Origin of the sequence: Hoeflea sp. TYP-13 (assembly GCF_040932035.1) — a bacterium.
GTDB lineage: Bacteria > Pseudomonadota > Alphaproteobacteria > Rhizobiales > Rhizobiaceae > Hoeflea_A.
Map to the genome: position 1 here is coordinate 109,146 of NZ_JBFRBB010000005.1, position 23,660 is coordinate 132,805.

Below are 23,660 nucleotides of genomic sequence, written 5' to 3' on the forward strand. Positions count from 1 at the left end.
AACGCAACAGAATCAGAACATTGAAAACCGCGACGTAAATCACGCTGATCGGCTCCGGTTCCGGCTCTCAGCGAGTTCGAGAAGATTCTGAACAACCCGCGGCCCGTAGACCTGGACCGAATATTCCGCCTCAACTTTTTTTCGTCCGGCCGCTCCCATTTCATGACGAAGTTGGGGGTTGGCCAACAATGTGGAAACCGCAATGTTCCAATCGGATTCATTACTGGCAAGAAAGCCGTTAACCCCATGTTCGACAATGCGGGAGTTGACGCCGACTGGGGAGGCAACAACCGGAATTCCGCAGGCCATGTATTGAATAAGCTTGTAGCCGCATTTGCCTTGCGCCCAGGGTGTATCGGGCAGCGGCATAATCCCGATATCCATCTCCTGTATCATCGAGACCTCATGTTCCTCCGACCACGGAAGGAACTCGAAATGAAGCCGTGAACTGACTGAGCTGGTTGCACCCACACAGCGAAAGACCGCGTTATGTTCCGCGGCCACCTCGCCGATCATGTTCTGCATGGGTGAAACAAACTTGTCCCAGGTTTCAGGGGTCCCTATCCATCCGACTCGCAATCTGCCATCGCAGGACGCTTTGCTCTCGACAGGGTAGGCATTGAGGTCAATGACAGTCGGAATCAGTTCGACGCGGCTGGCACCCGCAGACCGAGCCCGGCCAGCAAGATAGTCGTTACCCGCAAACACCATCTGGGAATGCGCCATTACCCTATCGATCTTTTGTCCCAATAGCCTGCGCACGCTGGGGCGGGAGTGCATGTCGTAACGATGAAATACTGCATCGTCAAAATCGCTGGCGATCGGTACGCTCGCCGGGAACAACAGGCGCTCGACCGGCCACGGTATCCACGGCAGGGCTTCCTTTTCAAGCCAGATCACATCAAACGAACGCACGCGCAATATCTGTTGCAGGCGACGCGCGAAATAGCCTAGCGAATTGAAACGGACTGCGCGTCCGGAATAAATGGAATCGAGATACGCAGCGTCAAAAAAACTTGCAACCTCGACTTCAAAACCAGCCCGTTCCAGGTGGGGAATATATTGCAGAAACCGGATTCGGCTCGACGCACCCCGCCCGTCATATCGCGACAGGATCAACAGTTTCATAGTATGACTTCAGGCGATTGGGTGCCTGCGTTCATTGCGCAAATTTGCCGATATATCCGTTTGTAGCCCGCCGTGCCGCCCTGCAGTGAAAACAGGGTTTCGGCCGCCTTGCGGCAGCGCTTTCCAAGGTCCGGGTCGGACAGCAGGGTATCCAACTCATCGAGGGCTCCGGCCATCTCCTTTGCACCCGGCCCCGAGACAAGCACACCCACGCGATGATCCTTGATAATCCGGGCCATATCGCCGACGCCCGGATTTGCCACAACGGGTAGGCCACAACCAAGTACTTCTCCCATGCGCGTCGGACTGCTACCCAGTTTGCTTAACCCTTCTGAAAAAAACATAACTGAGACACTGTGGCACCGCACCACATCCTGAACGGCATGCGGCGCTGCGGACAAAATATCAATCCGTTCCTGCAAACCGGCATGGTTTCCGATTGCCGAGCGAATGATGGCATCATCGTCCCGCGAAACGATCTGAAACCGGGCTTCCGGATCACGCGCCGCGGCTGCATTGAAGAACGCAGCCAGCCAGTCGATTTTAAACCAACCGCTTGTGACTGTGCCGAGGCAGCCATAAACGCGCGGGCCTTGGGAGTTTTCCTCCACCGGAACGAAACGGTCCAGATCTGCGCAGGTGGGAATCACGTAGACGCGCTGATTTTCGAGCTCCGCCGGATATTTCCGATGCAGATGCTCAACAGCCGCGTCGGTCAGCGAGATCACAGCAGCAGCCCGTTTAAGGCACATCCGTTCGACAGCAGTGATCGCCTTGTGTAACAGCGAACCGCGTCGCAACCGACTGGCCGTAATCAACTCTTCAGGCCAGAGCGCACGCATATCGAATATGAACGGTGTCCCGGTGAGGCCATTTACCAGCAGCGCCACCGTCGCCGGAATATAGGACCGTGCATGAATAAGAGTCGCATTGCCGCACCACACTTCGCGCAGACAAAGGAACACGAAGACGATCATGCACCAGGCAGGTGCCAGCAGCTTCGGGCGATAGTGAAAACGCTGCGGCAGCCAGCGTATTCCCAGTGCTTCGCAATCTGCCCTTGCCTTGGCCATAGCCGTTATGTTCGCCGCATCCTCCGGCTTCTCGAAACTGATAAGCGTAACGCGGTATTCGGATGAAAGACCGCGCAGATAAGCCATAACCTGGCTCTGGCCAAGAGGCTCAAGCAGGCCGTTTCTTGTTATGTACAACGTCGGAATCACCGCTGGGCTTCAAGCCATGCCTGGAACATCAACACGCTCCACAGCCTGGGCGTCCATTCCCGCCTTCCGGAAAGATGCTCGTTCCAGATCCGTTGGACAGGTTCCGGATTCAAATGTCCCTCCGCTTTCATGCGGGAAGGATCAAGAAGCGTTTCGGCCCAGTCCCGCAACGGCCCGCGGAGCCATTTACCCACCGGCAAAGCAAATCCGGCCTTCGGCCGTTCAATCAATTCCCGTGGCACGTGGCGATACAGGATTTGGCGCAATGCCCACTTTCCTTCGTTGCCCCTGATCTTCATCGACATCGGCAGTCTCCAGGCGAGCTCAGCCAGATTGTGGTCGAGGAGAGGTACCCTTGTCTCAAGGCCGACTCCCATGGCGGCCCGGTCCACCTTGCATAATATATCGTCCGGCAGGTAGGTGACCGTATCGCGAAGCATCATGCGGGCTTGCGAACTGTCGGACACACACCCGGGCAGTGGATCGTCGAGTGGCCCCTCCTGATCGGATGAACAGTCCTCAAACCCGCATACAAGGGTTGCCGGATCGGACCATTCTGTAATCAGGCTGCGGTATAAATCATCGATGTTTTGAATACGCGACAGCCTGGCGGCAAGTTTGTGGGCCTTGTCTCCAAGATGCGCAATGCCGCCTTGGCCCGGAAGCAATCCGGCAAAGTCTTTTCCAAGCCTGTCCCAGCATCCGATCGGAATAGACGTGAATCCGGCACCCAGGATCTTTCTCACCGGAAATGGCAGCCATGCGAGCCGGTTCCACACGCGCGGCCCCCAGAAATACCGATTGTAGCCACCAAAAATCTCGTCACCTGCATCGCCGCTGAGCGCAACCGTCACGCTCGAGCGCGCTGCCCGGCAGATGAGATGGGTCGGGATTTGAGAGGAATCGGCGAAGGGTTCATCATACAGTTGCGGAAGATCCGGAATAACCGCCTTGGCGTCAAAATCTGTAACCACGACTTCCGTATGGTTCGTGCCAAGATGCCTGGCCACGGCTCTCGCGTGGGGCGCCTCATTGTATCCCGCGTCCTCATAGCCCACCGTAAAAGTTTGAACCGGGGCGGAGGCCTGTTGCTGCATCATGGCCACGACGGTCGACGAATCCACCCCGCCCGAAAGGAATGCACCCAACGGCACGTCGGAGAGCATTTGTCGGCGGACCGAAAGCATCAGTGCGGACTCAAGTCGGCGTAGCCCCTCTGCTTCGTCTAAAATCATACCGCGGGCGCCGACGGCGGCGGCTTGGGCCACCGACCAGTAACGGTCGACCGCCATGTTCCCGAAACGCATTCCGGGCCGCAGCGGCGCGCCGGGAGGCGATGCAGAAACGCTGCCGTTGAGTATGAGGGTGCAGCCCGGTTCGAGTTTGTATATGCCGCGCCAGATGCTGAACGGTGCAGGCACATAGGTATATTGAAGAAGCCGAGCCAATGCCGCGCGGCAGATTTGCATCTCAAATCCCGGATGCGCCTTGATCGCTTTCAGTTCGGATCCGAAGACAAATGCGCCGCGTATCCATCCATAGTAGAGGGGCTTTTCGCCGAAGCGGTCTCGCGCCAGACTGAGCGAACGATAGCGGCGGTCCCAAAGTGCCAATGCAAACATCCCGATCGAACGTTTCAGGGCCGGTTCGAGTCCCCAGTGTGCTATGCAGGCAAGCAGAGTTTCCGTGTCGGAATGCCCCCGCCAATTATACCCTGGCCGTTCTGCATCAAGTTCGTTCCGCAGTTGCTGGTGATTGTAGATTTCACCATTGAATACGATCACATAGCGGCCACAGGCCGACGTCATGGGCTGCTGGCCCGCTTCCGACAAATCGAGAATCGCCAATCTGCGGTGGGCCAGACAGATGCCATCTTCTACCCACACGCCTTCCGCGTCGGGACCGCGATGGGCCAGGCTATCAGCCATGGCCAGGCCGACACGTCTGCACACAGCGGTGTCTGTGCCCTCAAAATCCAGAAATCCGGCCAGTCCGCACAAATTAGAGCCTGTTTGCAGATGGTTCGCACTGAAGTAAACCGAGATACTTTACGGCAGCGATTTCAGGGGCAAATGCCTTTGCCCGAAATTGCAGTTGCGCCGGATCGTATGGTGTTGACAGCGTGCTGATAATGGCTTTCGCCAACCCCGCTTCGTCCCCAACCGGGACCAAAGCTCCAAATCGCCCACCATCCAGGATCTCGGCCGGACCGGATGGGCAGTTGGTGGATACGACCGGTGTGCCGCAGGCCAGCGCCTCGACGATCACATTCCCAAAGCCTTCGTAATCCGACGACAGGACGAACAGGTCTGCAGTCTCGTAAAATGGCCTAACATCTTCGTGGAAGCCGGCAAAGATAACCTGATGCGAGATGTCCAGATTGCTGCACAGCAAACGCAGATCTGGTTCATCGTCACCATTGCCCAGCAACATCAGTCTTGAATTTGGGCGCGGCTGCATCCGGGCAAAAGCGCGCAACAGCAGTGGATGGTTTTTTTGCTTCTTAAAACTGCCAACCGACAGTATCCGTTCGCCCCCCGGCGCTTTCCACAACCTTTCAATGTCCGCTAGCGCTGTCGGCTTCTGAATTGTGCGGGCTGCCACCGGATTATGGATGACCTGGAAATGGTTTTTTTGCATGAACGCCAAACGCGCAATGTCGTCCACAACGCCTTGCGAAACACCCACTCTGGCATCGGCGCCGCGGTATGTCATCGCCATGCTTGCACGCAGCACAAGGCGGTGAAGGACTCCCCATTCGCGGTATTGTGACGACAGGTCGCAATGCTCCGAAATCAACAGCGTGAAACGGTGTCGGGTAATTGAACGTGCCACCGAGGCGATCACCGTCAATGGCCACATTGCCGCAATCAGCGAATCCGGTTTGCTCTTTTGCAGGTACCGGGCAAGCGCACCAGGCACTTTCATGAACCGGTTCGCTTGGAGATCGAATATCGTAAATGCGCTCTGTGCCTCGCCAAGGAATTCCCCAACCGCATGCATGACAACGAACTCGACGCGATGCCCCATCCGGGTGAACTCATGTGCCAGGTCTAGACTGACACGTTCCGCGCCACCGCCCCCGAGATCCGGAAGCAGGATAGCAATTTTCTGTTTGTCGCCTATTTCAGGCTCCTTGCGACCCGGGCGGGAATGCCAACTGCCACGGAATTTGCCGGAATGTTACAGGTAACCACTGCGCCGGCGCCGATCACGCTGTTTGCTCCGATTGTGACCCCGGCGGTTATCGTTGCCTTGGCGCCGATCCAGACATTGTCCTCTATTTCTACGGGAGCCGAATTGAAACCGCTTCCGCTCACCGCACAGCCTCTGCCAAAGATGTGGTTTTGGTCGCGGATGCTTACATGCTCCGCAATAAGAACGCCCTTGCCGATAGCTATTCTCTTATGAGCGCAGATAACGGATCCGATACCGATATAGGTTCCGTCACCGATAGAAAGACAGCCGTGTTGCACGATGACGGTTGAGTTCCGGTCGAACCTGACATCGGAACCGATCCTCAGCGCGCCGTTGTCCGTTACCGAGAATCGAAGACCCTTTTCAAAGCCGACGCGAGACCTGACCTGGACGTTTTCAAATCGTGTTTTGATAAAGCAGCGTATCGCAAGGCTGCGCAGTGCCCTCACGGAAACAACGACGGCGGCGGTCATCCGCCGAATTGGCCTCACGCCAACGAACCGGTTGTGGGACAACGCCGACAGGACTTCAGTTCATCCAATGGGAGAGATCGCGCCGTAGCAGCGACTGCATGAGATTCACATCATCTTCAAAGCCATCAGCCAATCGTTTGCGGGTGGCGTCCGGCAAAGCCTGCACCTGCGCAACCTTCCGGTTCCACCGGCGGATTGACGACAATATCCCGAAGCGGATTTTAATGTCCCGGCGTGATTTCCAGTTGCCAATGTTCCTTGCAGCCCGGTCCAACAGCTGGAATCTGCGGTCCTTGGCCGCATTGATGCGGTCGAACCTGTCAGGATCGAACTCCGCTGCTCCGAGATAGGACAGCACGCTCCGATAAACCAGAGCAGGATTTTGTTTAAGGTCGTCAAACAGGATGACATGAAGCTGGTTTTGCGGCACGGTTTCGACAAGACGCCGGAGCTGCCAGCCAAGCGCGCATGAATGGAAGTAGGCGAGATGATCGGCCGGGTAACCTGATCCGACGCCGGTGGTGTGCCCATTCAGCCTTTCGTCATTGAGATCGAGCGCCGCATTCAGATCGCTTACAAGTTCATCGCTGTTGTAGCATTGATGCCTGTGCATTGACGGCACCATTTCGACGGGATTTCGCACCATCGCTATGAATTTGGCATATGGGTTGTATTCAAGGATATTTTGGACCGCAAACGGCGAATACATGTGCCAGACAGAAGCTTCGCATAGCCATTTGCTGCTGGGCCCAGCATCAACAAAGAGCTGTTCGTATGCCCGCAGAGACGGCGTCAGTCGAAATTCAGAGCTGAAATAGTGAGGCTCCTTTGTCGGACAGACGAATATTTCCGGGTGCTCGGACAGCCAGGTCGCCAGGGCCGTCGTTCCGCACTTCGGGGCTCCGACTATAAAGAGATTGGGCTTTCTCATGGTTTCGAGATCGATCTGCGAACCGCAAAGAACGGTGTGCTGTCTATCCCCAGTAGCCGCCGCGCGCTGATCCAGAAACAGATGTTCCACAGGACGACGGAAACTGCTGTTGCTGTGGCCGCGCCTTCGGCACCGTGGAGCGGAATGAGAATTGCGTTAAGAACTACATTCGCCGAGGCCGACGCGGCAAGTCCCTTAAGGTTCTCCCGCTCATGACCGGACATGGCAAGAAGGTTTCCGACCGGACCGAAAAAGGCACTTACACTTTGGCCGAGGCACAAGATGATAAGCGCGACGAAGGCCACGCTGTAATCCACCCCAAACACCAGCGACAGAAACGACTTTCCGCCGAGCGTAAAGAAGATCAAAACCGGCAATGTCGCTCCCATGGAAGCAACCGACCCGATCGACACCAGCCTTTGCAGCCGGACAGTATCGGACAGGGCATGGAACCTGGCGATGTAAGGCTGAATGACAATATTGACCGCCGTCAATCCGAATATGGCGATGCCCGCGGCAGACAGTGCCACACGATAAAGACCGACTTCGGCATCCGACCGCAGCAGGCCTAGCATGAGCAGATCGGTGTAGTGATTAATCAATTGCAGACCGCCGATCATCGACAAAGGTATGATGGCGCGAAGCCACCGACTATTTTCGAAGCGCCTTGTCCGGTTCCCGCGGAACTCGTCCGGACACGCCCTTATCAGCAGCACTGATCCCAAAATAGCGACCAGCAGGGCTGCCAAACCGTGCAGTGCTAGTGCCTGAGTGGCGCCCACGATTCGGGAACCGGCGGCGGCTGCAATCACCACAAAGCCGGCGATCATCAAAGGACGCAGCACATTTTCCGGGAACTGTCCAAGGAAAACGCGGTGAAGTCCCCTAAGCGCCGCCGCGCGCGCTTCTCCGAGAGCAAGAAGCGGAATCAGCGGTAAACTCCAAAGAAGGGCGCGGTATCTGCCGGGCTCCATTGTTTCGCCAAAGATGCCGGCCCACGCCACAATTAAACCGATAACAATGACCGAGCATGCCAGGATCGCTGCGGTTGACCAAACCCATACACCCCGTGCGAGTGGCCAGTCCTCCATTGCGAGAGCGGTCGATGTTTCGCGCACGATCAAAGTGGGAAGCCCCATCTGAACCGGCAGGGAAATGATAGAAACCACAGCCAGGATAAACGCGTAGATGCCGTATTCGGAAGGACCAAGCAACCGGGCCAGCGTAACGGTACATGCGAGCGAAGCCAGCACGGCCAGCACACGCACGAAAACGGACCAGCCGCCATCCCGTAACAGCCGGACCCAGATGGAATCCGAACCGATCAGTCGGTGCAAGCGGACGGTTTTTGCGCTGCCTACGTCAAGGCTCACAGCCTCAGATCACTCTTGTCCGCAGCCATCATATGCTTAAGATCATAAAGCACATGGCCCTCTCGCCCGAAACGGCGCGCGCAGGCCTTGCCTCCTTCGCCGAAAGCGGCGTGAGCCACCGTAAGGATCACACCGTCATATACCCCCGCTTCCGGTTCTTCCACCAGGTCTATTCCGTACGCCTGCCGGGCTTCCAGCGCGTTGGCCCAGGGATCGTGTACATCGACCACAACACCATAATCCCGCAATTCGCTAATGACGTCGACAACGCGGGTATTCCTCAGGTCGGGGCAGTTTTCCTTAAAGGTCAGTCCCATGATCAGTACCCGTGCGCCGTTGACATGAATGCGTCGCTTCATCATCGCCTTTACCATCTGGCTGGCCACATAAGCTCCCATGCCGTCATTGAGCCGCCGTCCCGCCAGGATGATTTCCGGATGGTAGCCGATGGCCTCAGCCTTGTGGGTCAGGTAGTACGGATCGACGCCGATACAATGACCACCGACAAGACCCGGTCTGAAAGGCAGGAAGTTCCACTTCGTGCCTGCGGCTTTCAGAACGGCCTCCGTATCGATGTCCATCCTGTTGAAAATGATTGCCAGCTCGTTGATAAGCGCGATATTGAGATCGCGCTGTGTGTTTTCGATCACTTTGGCGGCCTCGGCGACGCGAATGCTTTCGGCAAGATACGTGCCGGCCTTGACGATGCTGGCATAGAGCGCGTCCACTTGAGCTGCAATCTCCGGTGTCGAGCCTGAAGTGACTTTCTGGATTGTCGTAAGCCGGTGTTGCTTGTCACCCGGATTCATGCGTTCAGGACTATAACCTGTGAAAAAGTCCTCGTTGAATGTAAGACCTGAGGTTCGCTCAAGAACCGGAACACATACCTCCTCCGTAGCTCCCGGATAGACGGTAGACTCGTAGATAACGATGTCGCCCGGCTTCAACATCGGGCCCACGGTTTCCGATGCCTTGATCAACAACTGAAGATCCGGTCGTTTATGCGCATCGATCGGGGTGGGCACCGTAATGATGTAGATACAGCAATCGGCAATGTCAGCTGATTGACTGGTAAATGTGAGATGATAAGCCTCAGCCAGTTCTTCTGGTGTAACCTCCCTGGTGCTGTCGCGCTGCCGCCGCAGCTCATCTATGCGTGCCTCGTTGATGTCAAAGCCAACAACGGGACGGATCTTGCCGAATTCGACCGCCAAGGGTAGCCCGACATAGCCGAGGCCGATCACCGCGATCTTCAACGTTGCTGGCTGCATAGCCGTTGCCAAGTCTGCGACCCTCTACATTCGGTGATATTCACGGAACCAGGCAACAAACCGGGAGACCCCCTCACGGTAGTCAGTTTGCGGACGATAGCCCGTCAAGCTTTGAAGCAACGTCGTATCGGCAAAAGTTGCCGGTACATCACCGGTTTGCATGGGCATGTAGTTACGCTTCGCCTCCATGCCGAGGCTGTCTTCGATTGCTTCGATAAAATCCAGCAGTCGCACCTTCGCTGAATTCCCGATATTCACGATCCGGAATGGCGCGGCACTGGAAAGACTGTCGCCCTCGATGGCAACGCCGTCCCGGTGTTCGGGACTCAGCGGCGCAACATCGATCAGCAGTCGAATTCCGCGCGCAAGGTCATCAACGTAGGTAAAATCGCGATACATATCGCCGTGGTTGTAAACGTCGATGGGCTGTCCTGTGAGAATTGCCCTGACGAACTTGAAGAGCGCCAGGTCCGGTCGGCCCATTGGACCGTAGACGGTAAAAAAACGAAACATGGTGGTCGGCAAGTTCCACAGATGTGCATAGGCATGGGCCATGCTTTCATTGGCTTTTTTGGTCGCCGCATAGATTGTCAGCTGTGTGTCGGCCTTTTCGGTTTCGGTAAAGGGCATTGTCTCATTGGCGCCATAGACCGAAGAGGTAGATGCCATCAACAGATGCCGGACAGACATTCTGCGCGCAGCCTCCATGACATTGAAGGTGCCGATGACGTTGCTGTCGAGATAGGCCCGCGGGTTCTCGAGACTGTAGCGAACGCCCGCCTGCGCCGCGAGGTGAACAATTACATCCGGCTGAAACGTTTTCACCGTCTGCCAGACCAGATCATCGTCCTCCAGCATACCCTCGTTAGCGCTAAAGTCCTCGAATTGGAGCAGCAGATCGTGGCGCTTCCGCTTAAGGCTGACGTCGTAATAATCGGTCATTCCGTCATAGCCGTGCACACGGTGCCCTTCATTCAGCAATAGTCTGGCCAAATGAAAACCGATGAAGCCGGCCGTACCGGTTATCAGGATACGCATCGTCAATTGGCGATCGGCCAATCTTGCCGATAGGCCGTCCGGTGAATCCGGGTGTCCATGGTGACTTGTTTCCCTGCAGCGATTACCGCTTCCAAAGTGTGAAACCGTTGACCAACGCTGTGTTTGTTCGGCAGCAAATAGCAGCGACACGAAATACTCTGAAACCCGAGCACAACAGCTAAACCGCAAATAACGCTGCACATAACAAACACAAACCGGCGGCTGCACGCGTCTTGGAAAAGAAACATTGAGATTGGAGATCTATCGCACGCTACCGCACCTGAGGTGACTGCTTTCCACCTCAGGAATCGAACTGGCGCTGTTCGAATCGCTTTACGATATATTCGCGTTCTATAACCACTGGGATGCGACCATGCAACATCTGGAGCAGAACCCGGACGCGGTTTTTTCCGTCCAGCCTGTCGATGTTGCCTAATGTCTCTGCAAACGGACCGTTTGTTATCCTGATCGCATCGCCAGGCTTCAGATCCTGCGGTGGGCGCACGAAGCCCGATTCATCAACGAGGGAGCGGAGGTTTTCCACCATTCCGTGTGGTGTCGGCAGCGGCCGTTCGCCCTGCATGACCAGGGAGCGTACACCGAAAGTGCCATTGACCGACCGCCATCGGTCGGTCTGCAGGTCTAGCGAAACGAACAGGTAACCGGGAAAGAACGATGCTATTCGTTTGACTGTTTTGCGGGCATGGCGAACAGTTTTCTGCTGCTTTGGAACGAACGCCTGAAAATTCTGATTTTCAAGTTGATCTGCTGCGAAACATTCTCGATTCGGATGGGTATTTACGGCATACCAACGCCGGCTACAACACGTCTGGGCGCACATGTGATGACCTCAACAATTATCATGTCGCCCAAAAATTATCTGTAACTTATAGTAGTCTCTCGGCACAAAACGGTTGCCGAAAGGCGCTAGACGTCGACTCAATTTTCCCCAACGAATGAGAGCTTATACACACAGCGTTCGTTCGTTCAAGAAGCAGAAAATATGCACCAGGATTTTTGAGGACTCACATGCCTTTGATTTTACTATATAATTCAAAATGAATCCCATTGCCTTCCAGTATTCCTATGTGAATAGTCAAAGGTTTGAAAAATTTGTTGCGGAAAAAAAATCCATGCGACCCAGTAAGAGCATGCAACGGCAGCGTGAATTTTCAATAGATTTTTATTAGTGAAGTTTTCTTCATAATATAATCGATGCGTACATGAAAATTCGCACATCAATCGAATTTTTCGTAATAGAATTTACACCCGAAACAAGCTGAAAAAAGACCCAAAAAATTTTTGGAATCGACGCCAAGTTCGTGGAACTTCGGCCGGCACAGGCGGTCGAAGCGCTGTGCTTGCGCCGATGGCGACCCTCAAATGACAACGGAAACGGGTTCGCTGCAATAATTCCAACACAAGAATGCCGGCTGTCATCTCGTCACGCCTTCGCTGCGTTCCAGCCGAGCACAAAGATGGGATGAGTCTCACAAAAATTGGCGTTCTCACGCTACAATCCAAGCGGGAAGACCAGTCGTCATGTCCGTTTTGGGGCTTTCCGTGCTCTATCGTCAGCGGGCTTTCATCAACCGAGCTAAGCCGATATGAAAGTGGAGACGATCAATCGATCTCTCATCGCAACGGTCCACGTTCCGGCGATACCTTTATCCACCCGGTCTCGCATCAAACGGAATGACGGGTATGCTCACAACCACGGGAATGATGCCGGGGCACGTGATCGCCTCATCAATAGGGAGCTCAGATATCACACCGCAATGAATCGGTTCGTGTGCAAGATGAAAACAGTGCAGGATCAATACGAAACGAGACAACCGCAACACATGAGCAATGTCACCCGCCCGTGCGTTCCATGGCGCGTTTGAAGGCCGGTCGCGTAAGGTTGCGCTCCAGATAGGCATTGAGGAGAGGATGGGGCTGCAACTCGCCCAGGCGGTTGGCAAGCTGCAGAATATAGGTCATGCCAAAATCCGGAGCCTGCAGCTGTTCGCCGAGCAGAAACGTCTTGTCGCCGAGAAAATCCTGAATATAGCCGAGCTGCAGCGCCACTTCTCCATTGGCAAAGGCCCCGATAAGCAGCGGATGCGGTTCCTGTTCACCGCGCAGGAGCAGTTTCATCAGCAGCGGCGCGAAAGCCGAACCTTCCGTATAGTGGAGCCATTGCGTCCATTGCGCGCGGGCGGCGACGTCGCTGCGCGGCGGCGCCAGCAGGCCGTCCTTGTCGTATGTGTCGACAAGATATGTGGCAATCGCACCGGATTCGGCAAGTTTCAGGCCACCGTCTTCGATCACCGGCGATTTGCCCAGCGGATGGGCTTCCTTTAGATCCGCCTGTGCGCGAAAATTGCGGTCCCGCTCATAAATCTTGAGCTCGTAATCAAGGCCGAGCTCCTCCAGCAGCCAGACCGTGAAAACCGATCGCCCGATGCGCAAATGGTGAACCAGAATCATCTATCGCCTCTTTGATTGGTCGATTGGCGCTCATTTGTCAGAACTTCACACAATGCCCGGACCTTGGGTGATGCGACACCTTTGGGCCAGATCATCATCGTGCGCAACCGGTCCCGCCCATGGGGCAGCGGCGTCACCCGCAGACGTTTGGCCTCGGGAAAGGTCGAGATAACGCTTTTTGGAACAAGCGCCGCGCCCATGCCGGTCAGCACGCAGCCCAGCATGGCGTGATATGACCGAAGCTCAACCGTTCGTTCCGGCAATTCCTTGCGCAGGGCATACCACTCCTCAAGCCGACGTCGATGCGGACATCCATGCTCGAAAACCAGCATCGTGTCCGGAACATCCTCATCAATCGGCGGGTAATCTTCGGATGTGACGATCACAGGCTCTTCGTCGAATGCGACGATCCAGTCGAATTTGGATTCCGCGATCGGCTCGGCCACAAGCGCGGCGTCAATCTCGCCATTCAGCAGTGCCGTGGAAAGCTGTGTCGGATTGCCGGTGCGCATTTCAAGAACGACTTCCGGATATTTTCGCGAATAATGCGACAGCGGGCCGGGCAAACGCACGGCGGCCGTGCTTTCCATGGACCCCAAACGGAAAAGGCCGCGCGGCTTTTCGTCCTGCAGAGCAGCCTCGGCCTCCTCGGCAAGCGCCAGCAGACGCTCGGCATAATCCAACAGCATATGCCCGGACGGGGTGAGCACGAGTTTCTTCCCTTGCCGCAGAAAGAGTTGCGTGTCCAGACGGTCCTCGAGTTGGCGAATACGCGTTGTCACATTGGACTGCACGCGGTTCAGATGTTCAGCCGCACGTGTGATGCCGCCTTCGTGAACCACCGCAGCAAATATCCGCAGATCTGACAGGTCCATCCATCTCTCCCGGAGAATGAAATCATCTTAATTATTCATTTTTTTGTTGAGACGAAAACCCCTATATCGCCAGGCACAGCAATACCCTCCCGATACCGGGCACCAATAGAATGAAAGGATTTGTCATGCCAATGGGATATTGGGTCGTCCGCGTTTCCGTAAAAAACGCCGAAAACTATCCTGATTATCTTGCTGCTGCAGCGCCTGCATTTGAAAAGTTTAATGCACGGTTTCTGGTGCGCGGTGGACGTTATGTAGCGCCCGAGGGGCAAGCGCGCGACCGCAATGTCGTTGTACAGTTTCAGGATTATGACACAGCGCTCGCCTGTTATCATTCGCCTGAATACAAAGCTGCCCGGGAAATCCGCGTCGCCAATGCGGAAGCGGATTTTCTGATTATAGAGGGCAGTTCGTAAGTGAAATGCACTCGTGCCGCTCGGAAACAGGCGGCACGAGCGCAACAATATAACGACTTTCTATCGTCCCGGCGTTGCGCAGTTTTCATAACCAGCCAATTTCAACTCGGCGTTCGAATGACGAACGTTCCTGAGTTTCGCCTTTTCAGGATTTTCGCCCCGGCCGGAAATCTCCAGCACCAGTTTGCGCCGGATGGAATGGGGAAATTCCTGCCAGCTGAGTGCAGTGACTAGAAACGCACCAAGTCCGCCTATCACGCAGTCGCGGTAATACTGGTCCAGCATTCTCAGATCGAATCCGAAAAAACGCTCATTGGCATTCACCATGATCGGTAATCCATTGATGGTAATGCCGTCATCGACCAGCCTGTCGCGCGCGTCCCTGACATGCATTCCGTGGTTGTTGGGCCCGTCTCCCGAGATATCCAGAATGAGTTTTCCCACCTTGCCGCGTTTGAGATTCAGCAGTTCCTGACCGAACAGCATGGCGCCGGAAATCGATGTCGTGTCGAGCCGCCTGACAGTGTTCTTGTTCAAAAGCTCGGCAAACGCATAGGCGGTTTCCTCGCTGTCGATCACAAACCACGGCACAACAATGGTCGGCTCAATGCCGCCAGACCATTCAAAATAGGTCACGGCAATCGATCCGCGGGGCCCTGATAAAATGGCTTCGATGACCTCACTGGACCGGAAAGCCTCGACATAGCCGCGCCTTTGCAGCAGCTTTTCTTCCTCATTGACCGAAATCGAAACATCCACCGCCAGCGCCAGTGCAATATCCTGGCGGTCCTCGGTACCGGCCGCTTTGACGGAAAATGCAATAAGCAGGTACGCTGTCAGCAGCAATTTTATACCGGTGTGCAATTCACAACCTCCAACGCAAACACCGCGATTGCTTCCCGCGGTCCTCTCAACGACATGCACTGAAGAGCGATCGTAACGGATCACTCGGCACACCTGCTGTCAGCAGTGTTGTTTCGCCTGATCATACACTATCCGGCTCGGAAATCCCTGACAAAACAGCATCCGTATCCGCCCCCATTTGAGGTGGCGCGCGCCGGTAGCTGACCGGTGTTTTCGACAGTTTCAAGGGATTGCCGATGAGCGAAACCCGGCCGTCCTTCGCGGCGGGTGTGTCGACTGCAATCTTCATGTCACGCGCCGCCACCTGGTCGGATCCGAAGACGCGGTCGAGCGTGTTGACCGGCCCAACAGGCACCTTGATTGCTTCAAGCCCTTCAATAATCTCGTCGCTGGCGCGCTCATACAGCAACGCCTGAAGAATGGCGGTTAGCTTATCGCGGTTTTCAAGCCTTGCCGGATTGGTCGCAAAGCGCTCGTCCCCGGCAAGCTCGGCTCGGCCAAGCCAACCTGCGAACCGTTCGAATTGCGCGTCATTGCCAACGGCAACGATCACATGGCCGTCAGCGGTTTCGAACACCTGGTAGGGCGCGATGTTCGGATGTCCGTTGCCGCGCCGCTTAGGTACTTCGCCCGAAGTCAGATAGTTGACGCCCTCATTGATAAGCCAGGCGATCTGGCTGTCGACCAGCGCCAGGTCGATGTGCTGGCCCTCTCCGGTCCGCGCGCGGTGGCGCAGGGCGGCAAGGATGCCGACGGCCGCGTACATGCCACACATGACATCGGCGATACCGACCGCCACTTTCATTGGCTCACCCTCGGGCTCGCCAGTCAGGCTCATGATGCCGCCATAGCCCTGCGCCATCAGATCGTATCCGGGTTTCGAAGCATTGGGACCCGTCTGGCCGAAGCCGGAAATCGAGCAGTAGACGAGATGCGGAAAGTCCCCGAGCATCGTTTCGAAATCAAGGTCGTATTTCGCCAGCGAACCCGGCTTGAAGTTCTCAATTACAACATCGCAACCGGCCGCGAGCCGGCGGACAACGCGCTGCCCCTCTTTGCTGCTGATGTCGAGCGCGACGGATTTCTTGTTGCGGTTGGCGGCCATGAAATAGGCACTGAGATCCGTCGGTTTTCCCGCAGTTCCATCGACAAAGGGCGGCCCCCAATGCCGCGTATCGTCACCGCCCGTCTTCGGATTTTCGATCTTGATCACCTCTGCGCCCAGATCCCCGAGCAATTGGGTGCAGGTCGGCCCCGCAAGAATCCGGCTGAGGTCGAGGATCCGGAGACCTTCAAGAGCGCCTGTCATTGTCACGTCTCCATTGTCTAGATCCGGCCGTCATAGGATTTCGGATCTATAACGGCTGCAATAACCGTGAATGTATCGGCAAGAAGCGCTTGCCTCATTGCGTCGCGAAGCTCCGCCCGGCTTGTCACCGTGTGGCCGTTGCCGCCGAACGCCCTGCCGATGGCTGCGAAGTCGTGCCGGGCGAAATCGACTCCTTTGTTGCCAAGCTGCCGCTGGCGCTGCTTGAGTTCGATCAGAGCCAGGCTGGCATCGACGAATACCACGAAGATGACTTTGCTCTTCAGTTCCGCCGCCGTCGACAGCTCGCCGGCGACCATGAGCATGCCCGCGTCACCGGAAAATGAGACGACCGGCCTGTCCGGTTCGGCAATCCTGGCGCCGATGGCAAGCGGCACGGCGCAGCCCATGGTGCAAAGGGCGGACGACTGCAGCAAAGTGCGCGGCTCATGACATGTCCACATCTGCGACAGAAGAATGCGGTGCGCGCCGGAATCGACCGTCGCGATAGCATCCTTCGGCAGGGTTTTTCGGCACTCGTCGATGACAGCCGCTGGTCCCCATAGATCGTCCGCCGGGAAATCCGCCGCCAGAGCGACCTTGGCCTGTTCAATTTCGCCGCCCTTCCATGTTTCGCCGGCGGCAACACCGGCCTGAAGGGCTTCAATCGTCGCTCCCGTATCGGCAATGAAATGCAGGCCGGCCTGGTGCATATAGTGGTGGTTGGGCGCTGCGGAGATATCAAGGACATGAACCTTCGCCGGATCCCACATTTCCCGCCATCCGGTGCGCATCTCAATCGGATCATAGCCGATACACATAACGAGATCGGCGGATTGAACGAGGGGCACCAGGGTCTTGTCCGCCAGAGGCGAAAGGCCCGCTCCGCCAAGACACAACGGGTGGTCTTCAGGCACAATCCCCTTGGCCTTGTAGGTCGTCACGAACGGGACATTATAGCTTTCGGCAAAGGACAAGATGGCGCTACCGGCTTCGTCCTTCAGGGCATCAAGCCCGATGATCATTAAGGGCCGTCTGGCACGGCGCAGCCACTCGCGCGCGCGGTCGAGATCAGCGCTTTGGGCCGGCACCGTGGACGAAGCCACTGCCCGCCGCCGCAGCCGGACCGTACCCGGCTCCGCATCGGCAACGGAAATCGGAACATCGATATGAACCGGTCCGGCACGGCCTTCCGTTGCGATGCCGATCGCCTTGTCGGCGATGATGTCAGCGCCCGAAGCCGTCAGGCGGAATGTGGCCTTGGTGATCGGTCCCATCACCGCCTGATGGTCCAGAACCTGATGTGTGTAGGTCAGCACCTCGTCCGCATCGACACAGCCAGTCAGCACGATCAGCGGCACCCGGTCCTGATGTGCATTGGCAACAACATTGACGCCGTTGAGTGCGCCGGGCCCGACAGTCGAGACCAGTATGCCCGGCGCACCGGTACGGTGATGAACGCCTTCCGCCATGAAACCTGAATTGTTTTCATGTTTTGCGAGAATGAATTCAATACCGGCTTTTTGAAGGGCATCAACAATGGTCAGCACCTCGCCGCCGGGCATGCCGAATGCGTGGCGGCATCCCGCCTCATAAAGGCGCTGCGCAAGCAGATCCGCTGCCCGGTAAGATCCATCAGTCATGGCGGCCTCCTGACCGGGCGGCGATCTCCTGATAGCCCTGTCGGGTCTGCGGCGTCTTGATGCCCAGAAGCTGACCGGCAACCTGTGTGCGCAAAATCTGCGCCGTGCCGCCACCGATTGTGAACATGCGCACATCGCGATACATGCGCTCCAGCGGTTCCTGGTCGCCATATCCGCGCGCACCGAAAATCTGCAATGCATCGCTGACAACCTTGATGGCCGTCTCGGATGCAAACAGCTTGGCGCGGGCGGCCATCATGATATCGGGAAACGGGCTGCCATTGGGACCGCGCGAACGCGCTGCTTCATGCAGCATCAGACGCGAGGCATGAACACCGGCGTCCATGTCGGCGAACATCCACTGCAATCCCTGGAATTCAGCCAGTGGCCGGCCGAACTGTTGACGCTCGAGAAGATAGTCTCTTGCATGATCCAGAGCGCCGGCAGCAATGCCCATGGCAACAGCGCCGGCACCGACACGCTGGCTGTTATAGGCATTCATCAGATCGGCAAATCCGCGCCTGTAGCCGGACGGCGGCACGACGGCCATTGCGCTATCGACTTCAAGATCGCGGAACGCAAGTTCGGCCTCGGGCATGCCGCAAAGGCCCATCGTGTGTTCTTTGCGAACGATTTCCAATCCCGCCGGCTCGATGCCGTTTTCCGGATCGCGGTGGACAATGAACCCGCCAATGCCAAGCTCCTCGCCGCTCTCGTCCATCACCCGTGCAAAAATCAAATGGAGCTTCGATATCCCACCACCGGTGATCCAGTGTTTTGTTCCATTAAGGACGAACCTGTTACCCGCCTTTCGCGCCGTGGTGCGCATTTCGGTTGCCGCACTGCCGGCCTCTGGTTCCGTAATGCAGATCGCCGGCTTGTCGCCCGCAAGAACGATCGGCGCACAAAAGGCTTTCTGCTCATCGGTGCCGTAGGCCATGATGGCGCTGATGCCGCCCATATTGGCTTCAACCACGATCCTTGCGGAAAGTGTGCAGGCCTTGGCGATCTCCTCAATCACCAGAACCACATCGTGGAAGGACGCGCCCTTGCCACCATATTCCTCCGACAGGGTCATGCCCATTATGCCGGCGTCGGTCAGGTCTTTGACATTGTCCCAGCAGTAAGTCCGGTCCTTGTCCCACCCGCTGGCCCGGGGCGCGAAAATCGCGGCCAGCTCCCTTGCTGTTTCCTGATACGCATTTGTTGAATTGGTCATGTGACGGGTCCCTTCGACAGATGACAAACATCCTATCGTCCATTAAATTCATCACAATCGAATAAAATATGAGACCAAATTCAAAGATTGTAGATTTATGCAGACGCGATCCCTCAGAACACTTGTGAAAATCCGGCAGGTCGGATCCTTTGCGATCGCAGCAGACCAGCTCAATATGACCCTTTCTGCGGTATCGATGCAGATGAAGACGCTGGAAGAGGAACTCAATGCCCTGCTGTTCGACCGCTCCTTCCGCCCGCCCAAGCTGACGCCGCTCGGCAGGGCGGTCTCGGAACGGGCGGTGCAACTGCTCGGAGCCGAGGACGATCTCGTGCGCATCTGCAGTCCCAGCGACAGGCTTGTGGGCAGGTTCCGCGCCGGCTTCGTATCAACGGCGAGTGTCCGCCTGCTGCCCGGCTTTCTGATGCAGGCCGCAGCAGTGGCGCCGCGTGCCCGGTTCGACCTGCAAATCGGCCTTTCGGAAGCGCTGGAAGAGAAGGTTCTTGCCGGACAGCTTGACTTTGCAGTGCTGACGGCTTCCAGCAATCCTGACCCGCGACTCGAATATGCTTTGCTGCGCGAGGAAGAGCTGGCCTTTGCTGTACCCGCCCATGAGGCCGGCAAGCCTCTGACGGCCATTGCTGCGCAAATGCCGTTCCTTCATTTTGCGCCGGGTACCGGCATCGGCAAACTGATTGCAAAATATATGAGCCAATCGGATGGGCAGCGCCCGGAGGAAATCATCGTGCTCGACGGTGTCGAGGCGATACTGGAATGCGTCAAGGCGGGCATCGGCTTCACGCTTCTGCCGGTGCCGGATATCAGCCATTACGGCGATGACCGCATCACGATGCTGCAACCGGACGGCACCGGCCTTACCCGACAGATCGTCCTGACCATGCTCGAAGGAAGCCCGGCCCATGGAAGACGCAAGCTCCTTGAGGCCCTTTTCTAGAGATGTCCTGATTGGAGGAAAAAGACCTAGGGCGGGTCGCGTCTGAGCTCAACCCTGACGGCATTTCCGGTAATATCGAGCGCGCCAAGCCAGGTTTCCGGTCGATGGCCGGACCGGATCCTTGCCAGTTCCTCAGGCCCCGACAATCCGCGCAGAACGGAAATCGCAGCCGGCGACGTTGCCGCGACGGAATGATTCAGGCCCTGGCCATCTGCAAGATCAGTCACGTCTATGACGGTGACATCGATGTCATCCAGCCCGTCCAGATATTCAATCGATCCGAGGCGCTGCTGCGTGCGGGTGATAAAAGCCGACAGGCGCAGCGCGCGGTCCTGCCTAGCCACAAACAGCACAAACGGTTCTGGAAACGGCTTGATTGCCTTGGCCTGGGAGCGGAACACCTCGACATCGATATCCGGTGACATCAAAACAACGCCGTTGAGTTTATTCAGCGCCGCGGTTTTCTTTTGCAGCGACATCTGCCGCAATGTTTCGGTGACGAGGTAGCTTCCCATGGAATGGCCGATCAGAAGGATCTTCTTGTTGCTTTTTTGGGCCAGATCCTCAAGCAGCGACTGCAGCCGATCCCGTGCGTGAACCGCGCTGTCGCGGTCGTAAACATATCCCGCCGCCTGCGCGGCGGAGGGCCAGGAAAAGAGAATTTGTGTTCCCGGCCCTTCAAAATCATGCGTCATCTGGGCAACGCGATAGACGCCTTCGGCAAGGTTGGTGTTGTAGCCGTGAACAAAAATAGTGATCTCGCTACTACCAGACGGCGTGACATTGTTGTGCGCCACGGCCCTGTAAAAGTCCGACGGCGTTCCGAATTTTTCCGCCTTGGCAACATAAAAATGCTTGTCGGGATTAAGCCGATCCTTCGGCCATTCGATTTGACCGGTTTTGTGGCTGCCCGGCACTGAAACATCAAATCTCATAAATTGCGTTTCGTTCGCGCGACCACGGCCATAGGTGTATGGCCCGTCCTCCTGCTTTCTGCTGGTGGCAACCAGAATTGTGTGCTGTTTGGCCTCCAGGGGATTGGCGTCACTGAAAGCAAACTCACCGCGGCTGCCGCATCCGGAGAGAATCAACATGAGGACCACAGTCGGCAACCAAACCGTTCCGGGAGCTATCCGCCTTGATATCATAACCGCACCACATCCATTCCAGCCGGAACTCAATACGCGTGCGCACGGCCTTTAACAAGGTGCGCGCAAACCCCGGAACAACCTTCTTTCGAGCAAGGATCCGGATACGGTCAGCACACATCAAGGCCGCAAACATGGACGCACATCGTATACCGTCGAAATCAGAAAAAAAAAGAAGACCCCCACAGGGAGGGGCCTTCCACCACGCCCGGTAAAGGTTAGGGGTAAGGCGCGGATCAGTTATCCACCGTAGACACACTGCAGGCGTGCTACTTCAAAGAGGTTCCTAAACCGGCGCCATAAGAACCGAACGTTCCACATTTTACGAATACAAAAACTCTAGTGCTGCTATGCCGATTTTGTAATGCTATGAGCTCACGAAACCTGTGCCGGTTCGGGGGCTGTTTTTGCCGCCGATTGCCTGTATTCGGCAAGCACGTCAGGACACGGATAAAGCTCGTCCATCGACATGGATTTTCCATTGTCCTGAACAACACGCACATGCATGCGGCGCAGGAGCCGCGGCCGCCGCACGCCACAGGAATGGGCAATGACCTCGACCTCGTGGATCATGTTTTTGCAGTAACCGGCCACCCGGACGGCCTTGCTTTCCGGATTGAGCCCTTTTTGCAGTCTCGTGTTGTGGGTCGTTATTCCGGTCGGACATGTGTTTCTGTTGCATTTAAGCGCCTGAATGCATCCGAGCGAGAACATGAAGCCGCGCGCGGAGGTAACAAAATCGGCGCCGGCAGCAATCGCCCAGGCAACTTCCGACGGTGTGATGAGTTTCCCGGATGCGACAACGCGGACGCGGTCCCTCAGACCGTATTTCTGCAATATGTCGGCCACCAGCGGCAGCGATTCCCTGACCGGCAAGCCGACATTGTCCATCAGGGCCATCGGTGCCGCGCCGGTCCCGCCGTCGCCGCTGTCGATGGTGATGAAATCGGGCGCGCTTTCGATGCCGCGCTCATGGATTTCCCTGCACATGGTTTCAAGCCAGCCAAACGCACCGATAACGGCCTTGAAGCCCACCGGCTTACCGGTGACATTGCGGATGCGCTCGATCACATCGAGCATCTCGCTGGCATTGTCGATTTCGGGGTGCCTGTTGGGCGAAATCGAATCCTGCCCCTCGGGAATCCCGCGTATGGCGGCGATCTCCGGCGTCACCTTGATCCCCGGCAGGATACCGCCTTTGCCGGGTTTGGCACCCTGGCTCATTTTCAGCTCGAACATCTTGACTTGCGGGTGGGCAGCGACCTCCTTCAGTTTTTCATCGCTCATCGCACCGCTTTCATCGCGCACACCGTATTTGGCCGTGCCGATCTGAAAGACGATGTCGCAGCCGCCCTCCAGATGATAGGGCGAAAGCCCGCCTTCACCGGTATTCATCCAGCACCCGGCCATCCGCGCTCCATTTGACAAGGCACGCACCGCAGGTGTCGAGAGCGCGCCGTAGCTCATACCGGAAATATTGAAGATAGATGGCGCATGAAAGGGTTCACGACAGTAGGGGCCGATTTCCAGCGGTTGGACCTGCGAGGCATCTTCCGAAAGCGTCGGAAACGGACAATTCACGAATATGGCCGTACCGGGCGGCGTCAGGCTCTTGGTGGAACCGAAGGCGATCGTGTTGTCCTTGTTTTTCGCCGCCCGGTCGACCCATTCGCGCTCGGCGCGGTTAAACGGCATTTCCTCGCGGTCCATTGCAAAGAAATACTGGCGGAAGAATTCGCCAAGCATCGAAAACAGATAGCGGAACCGGCCAAGCACCGGATAGTTCCTGCGAACCGCATCGCCGGTCTGGCTCACATCCAGAATAAACAGAATGATCACCACCAGCACCGCCGCCCCTATGGCGACGACGAACAGTGTCGATAGAAACTGCAATGTCGCCACAACGACCTGGTTGGATAGGCTGTCCATCATGATTCAGCTCCCCGGCTTCAGTGCACCGATCAACAATTATGGGAGCCGGACGGCAATTTTACGGTCCGCTTGGGTAGCCGGGATCGAAACCATGGGCGCGGTCATCGGCCAGCCATCCTCCCAATGGCGATTGACTGAGCCTTAATGCTCTTATGCGTCGATCAATCGCAAGACATATTCCGGTGAGAAATCCGT

20 protein-coding genes are annotated in these 23,660 nt (G+C 56.5%); 2 read left to right on the top strand and 18 right to left on the bottom strand.

What is annotated here, in order from left to right:
- Positions 1–39: 39 nt before the first annotated feature.
- The 12 genes from ABVT35_RS23590 to ABVT35_RS23645 form a co-directional block, all read right to left on the bottom strand.
- Positions 40–1,128: a glycosyltransferase family 4 protein gene (locus tag ABVT35_RS23590; protein ID WP_368469877.1), complete on the bottom strand. Its 1,089-nt coding sequence runs from the start codon at positions 1,126–1,128 to the stop codon at positions 40–42.
- A complete protein-coding gene (locus ABVT35_RS23595; protein WP_368469878.1) occupies positions 1,125–2,339 on the bottom strand; it encodes a glycosyltransferase in 1,215 nt (404 codons plus the stop codon). The genes ABVT35_RS23590 and ABVT35_RS23595 overlap by 4 nt, the downstream gene beginning before the upstream one ends.
- 8 nt (positions 2,340–2,347) lie before the next feature.
- Positions 2,348–4,351, bottom strand: a complete 2,004-nt coding sequence (gene asnB / locus ABVT35_RS23600; RefSeq protein WP_368469879.1) for an asparagine synthase (glutamine-hydrolyzing) — start codon at positions 4,349–4,351, stop codon at positions 2,348–2,350.
- A 1-nt stretch (position 4,352) separates the two neighbouring features.
- Positions 4,353–5,477, bottom strand: a complete 1,125-nt coding sequence (locus tag ABVT35_RS23605) for a glycosyltransferase (RefSeq protein WP_368470438.1) — start codon at positions 5,475–5,477, stop codon at positions 4,353–4,355.
- Entirely contained in the window at positions 5,474–6,022 is a 549-nt protein-coding gene (locus ABVT35_RS23610) for an acyltransferase (RefSeq protein ID WP_368469880.1), read from the bottom strand. The genes ABVT35_RS23605 and ABVT35_RS23610 overlap by 4 nt, the downstream gene beginning before the upstream one ends.
- 55 nt (positions 6,023–6,077) lie before the next feature.
- Entirely contained in the window at positions 6,078–6,953 is an 876-nt protein-coding gene (locus tag ABVT35_RS23615; protein ID WP_368469881.1) for a sulfotransferase, read from the bottom strand.
- Positions 6,950–8,326 carry a flippase gene (locus tag ABVT35_RS23620; protein ID WP_368469883.1) on the bottom strand — a complete coding sequence of 459 codons (1,377 nt, stop codon included), beginning with the start codon at positions 8,324–8,326 and terminating at the stop codon, positions 6,950–6,952. Before ABVT35_RS23620 ends, ABVT35_RS23615 begins: the two co-directional genes overlap by 4 nt.
- Positions 8,323–9,597, bottom strand: coding sequence for a Vi polysaccharide biosynthesis UDP-N-acetylglucosamine C-6 dehydrogenase TviB (tviB, locus tag ABVT35_RS23625; protein WP_368469885.1), 1,275 nt, complete (start codon positions 9,595–9,597; stop codon positions 8,323–8,325). Before tviB ends, ABVT35_RS23620 begins: the two co-directional genes overlap by 4 nt.
- Positions 9,598–9,621: 24 nt before the next feature.
- Positions 9,622–10,635 carry an NAD-dependent epimerase/dehydratase family protein gene (locus tag ABVT35_RS23630; protein WP_368470440.1) on the bottom strand — a complete coding sequence of 338 codons (1,014 nt, stop codon included), beginning with the start codon at positions 10,633–10,635 and terminating at the stop codon, positions 9,622–9,624.
- Positions 10,636–10,936: 301 nt separating this feature from the next.
- Complete coding sequence (locus tag ABVT35_RS23635) at positions 10,937–11,476, bottom strand: transcription termination/antitermination protein NusG (protein ID WP_368469887.1); 540 nt, start codon at positions 11,474–11,476, stop codon at positions 10,937–10,939.
- A gap of 1,013 nt (positions 11,477–12,489) precedes the next feature.
- A complete protein-coding gene (locus tag ABVT35_RS23640; protein WP_368469888.1) occupies positions 12,490–13,107 on the bottom strand; it encodes a glutathione S-transferase family protein in 618 nt (205 codons plus the stop codon).
- Positions 13,104–13,982 carry a LysR family transcriptional regulator gene (locus tag ABVT35_RS23645; protein ID WP_368469891.1) on the bottom strand — a complete coding sequence of 293 codons (879 nt, stop codon included), beginning with the start codon at positions 13,980–13,982 and terminating at the stop codon, positions 13,104–13,106. The genes ABVT35_RS23640 and ABVT35_RS23645 overlap by 4 nt, the downstream gene beginning before the upstream one ends.
- Before the next feature lie 125 nt (positions 13,983–14,107).
- Between ABVT35_RS23645 and ABVT35_RS23650 the strand changes: the two genes are divergently transcribed.
- Positions 14,108–14,398: a DUF1330 domain-containing protein gene (locus ABVT35_RS23650; protein WP_368469894.1), complete on the top strand. Its 291-nt coding sequence runs from the start codon at positions 14,108–14,110 to the stop codon at positions 14,396–14,398.
- Between the two features lie 60 nt (positions 14,399–14,458).
- Here ABVT35_RS23650 and ABVT35_RS23655 read toward each other — a convergent pair whose 3' ends face one another.
- The 4 genes from ABVT35_RS23655 to acdA all read right to left on the bottom strand — a co-directional run bounded on the left by ABVT35_RS23655 (position 14,459) and on the right by acdA (position 19,430).
- Positions 14,459–15,262, bottom strand: a complete 804-nt coding sequence (locus tag ABVT35_RS23655) for a DUF1194 domain-containing protein (protein WP_368469895.1) — start codon at positions 15,260–15,262, stop codon at positions 14,459–14,461.
- 121 nt (positions 15,263–15,383) lie between these two features.
- Positions 15,384–16,571 (bottom strand): CaiB/BaiF CoA transferase family protein, encoded by a 1,188-nt coding sequence (locus tag ABVT35_RS23660; RefSeq protein ID WP_368469896.1) that lies wholly within the window; start codon positions 16,569–16,571, stop codon positions 15,384–15,386.
- Positions 16,572–16,588: 17 nt separating this feature from the next.
- Positions 16,589–18,211 (bottom strand): thiamine pyrophosphate-binding protein, encoded by a 1,623-nt coding sequence (locus tag ABVT35_RS23665; protein ID WP_368469897.1) that lies wholly within the window; start codon positions 18,209–18,211, stop codon positions 16,589–16,591.
- A complete protein-coding gene (gene acdA, locus ABVT35_RS23670; protein ID WP_368469898.1) occupies positions 18,204–19,430 on the bottom strand; it encodes a 3-sulfinopropanoyl-CoA desulfinase in 1,227 nt (408 codons plus the stop codon). The genes ABVT35_RS23665 and acdA overlap by 8 nt, the downstream gene beginning before the upstream one ends.
- 97 nt (positions 19,431–19,527) lie before the next feature.
- Here acdA and ABVT35_RS23675 point away from each other — a divergent pair, with 97 nt between their 5' ends.
- Positions 19,528–20,385 carry a LysR family transcriptional regulator gene (locus ABVT35_RS23675; RefSeq protein ID WP_368469899.1) on the top strand — a complete coding sequence of 286 codons (858 nt, stop codon included), beginning with the start codon at positions 19,528–19,530 and terminating at the stop codon, positions 20,383–20,385.
- 26 nt (positions 20,386–20,411) lie between these two features.
- Here the strand turns inward: ABVT35_RS23675 and ABVT35_RS23680 are convergent, their stop codons facing one another.
- Together ABVT35_RS23680 and ABVT35_RS23685 are read right to left on the bottom strand one after the other, a co-directional pair.
- Positions 20,412–21,479 carry an alpha/beta hydrolase gene (locus tag ABVT35_RS23680; protein ID WP_368469901.1) on the bottom strand — a complete coding sequence of 356 codons (1,068 nt, stop codon included), beginning with the start codon at positions 21,477–21,479 and terminating at the stop codon, positions 20,412–20,414.
- Between the two features lie 429 nt (positions 21,480–21,908).
- Positions 21,909–23,465: an FMN-binding glutamate synthase family protein gene (locus tag ABVT35_RS23685; protein ID WP_368469903.1), complete on the bottom strand. Its 1,557-nt coding sequence runs from the start codon at positions 23,463–23,465 to the stop codon at positions 21,909–21,911.
- Between the last annotated feature and the right edge of the window lie 195 nt (positions 23,466–23,660).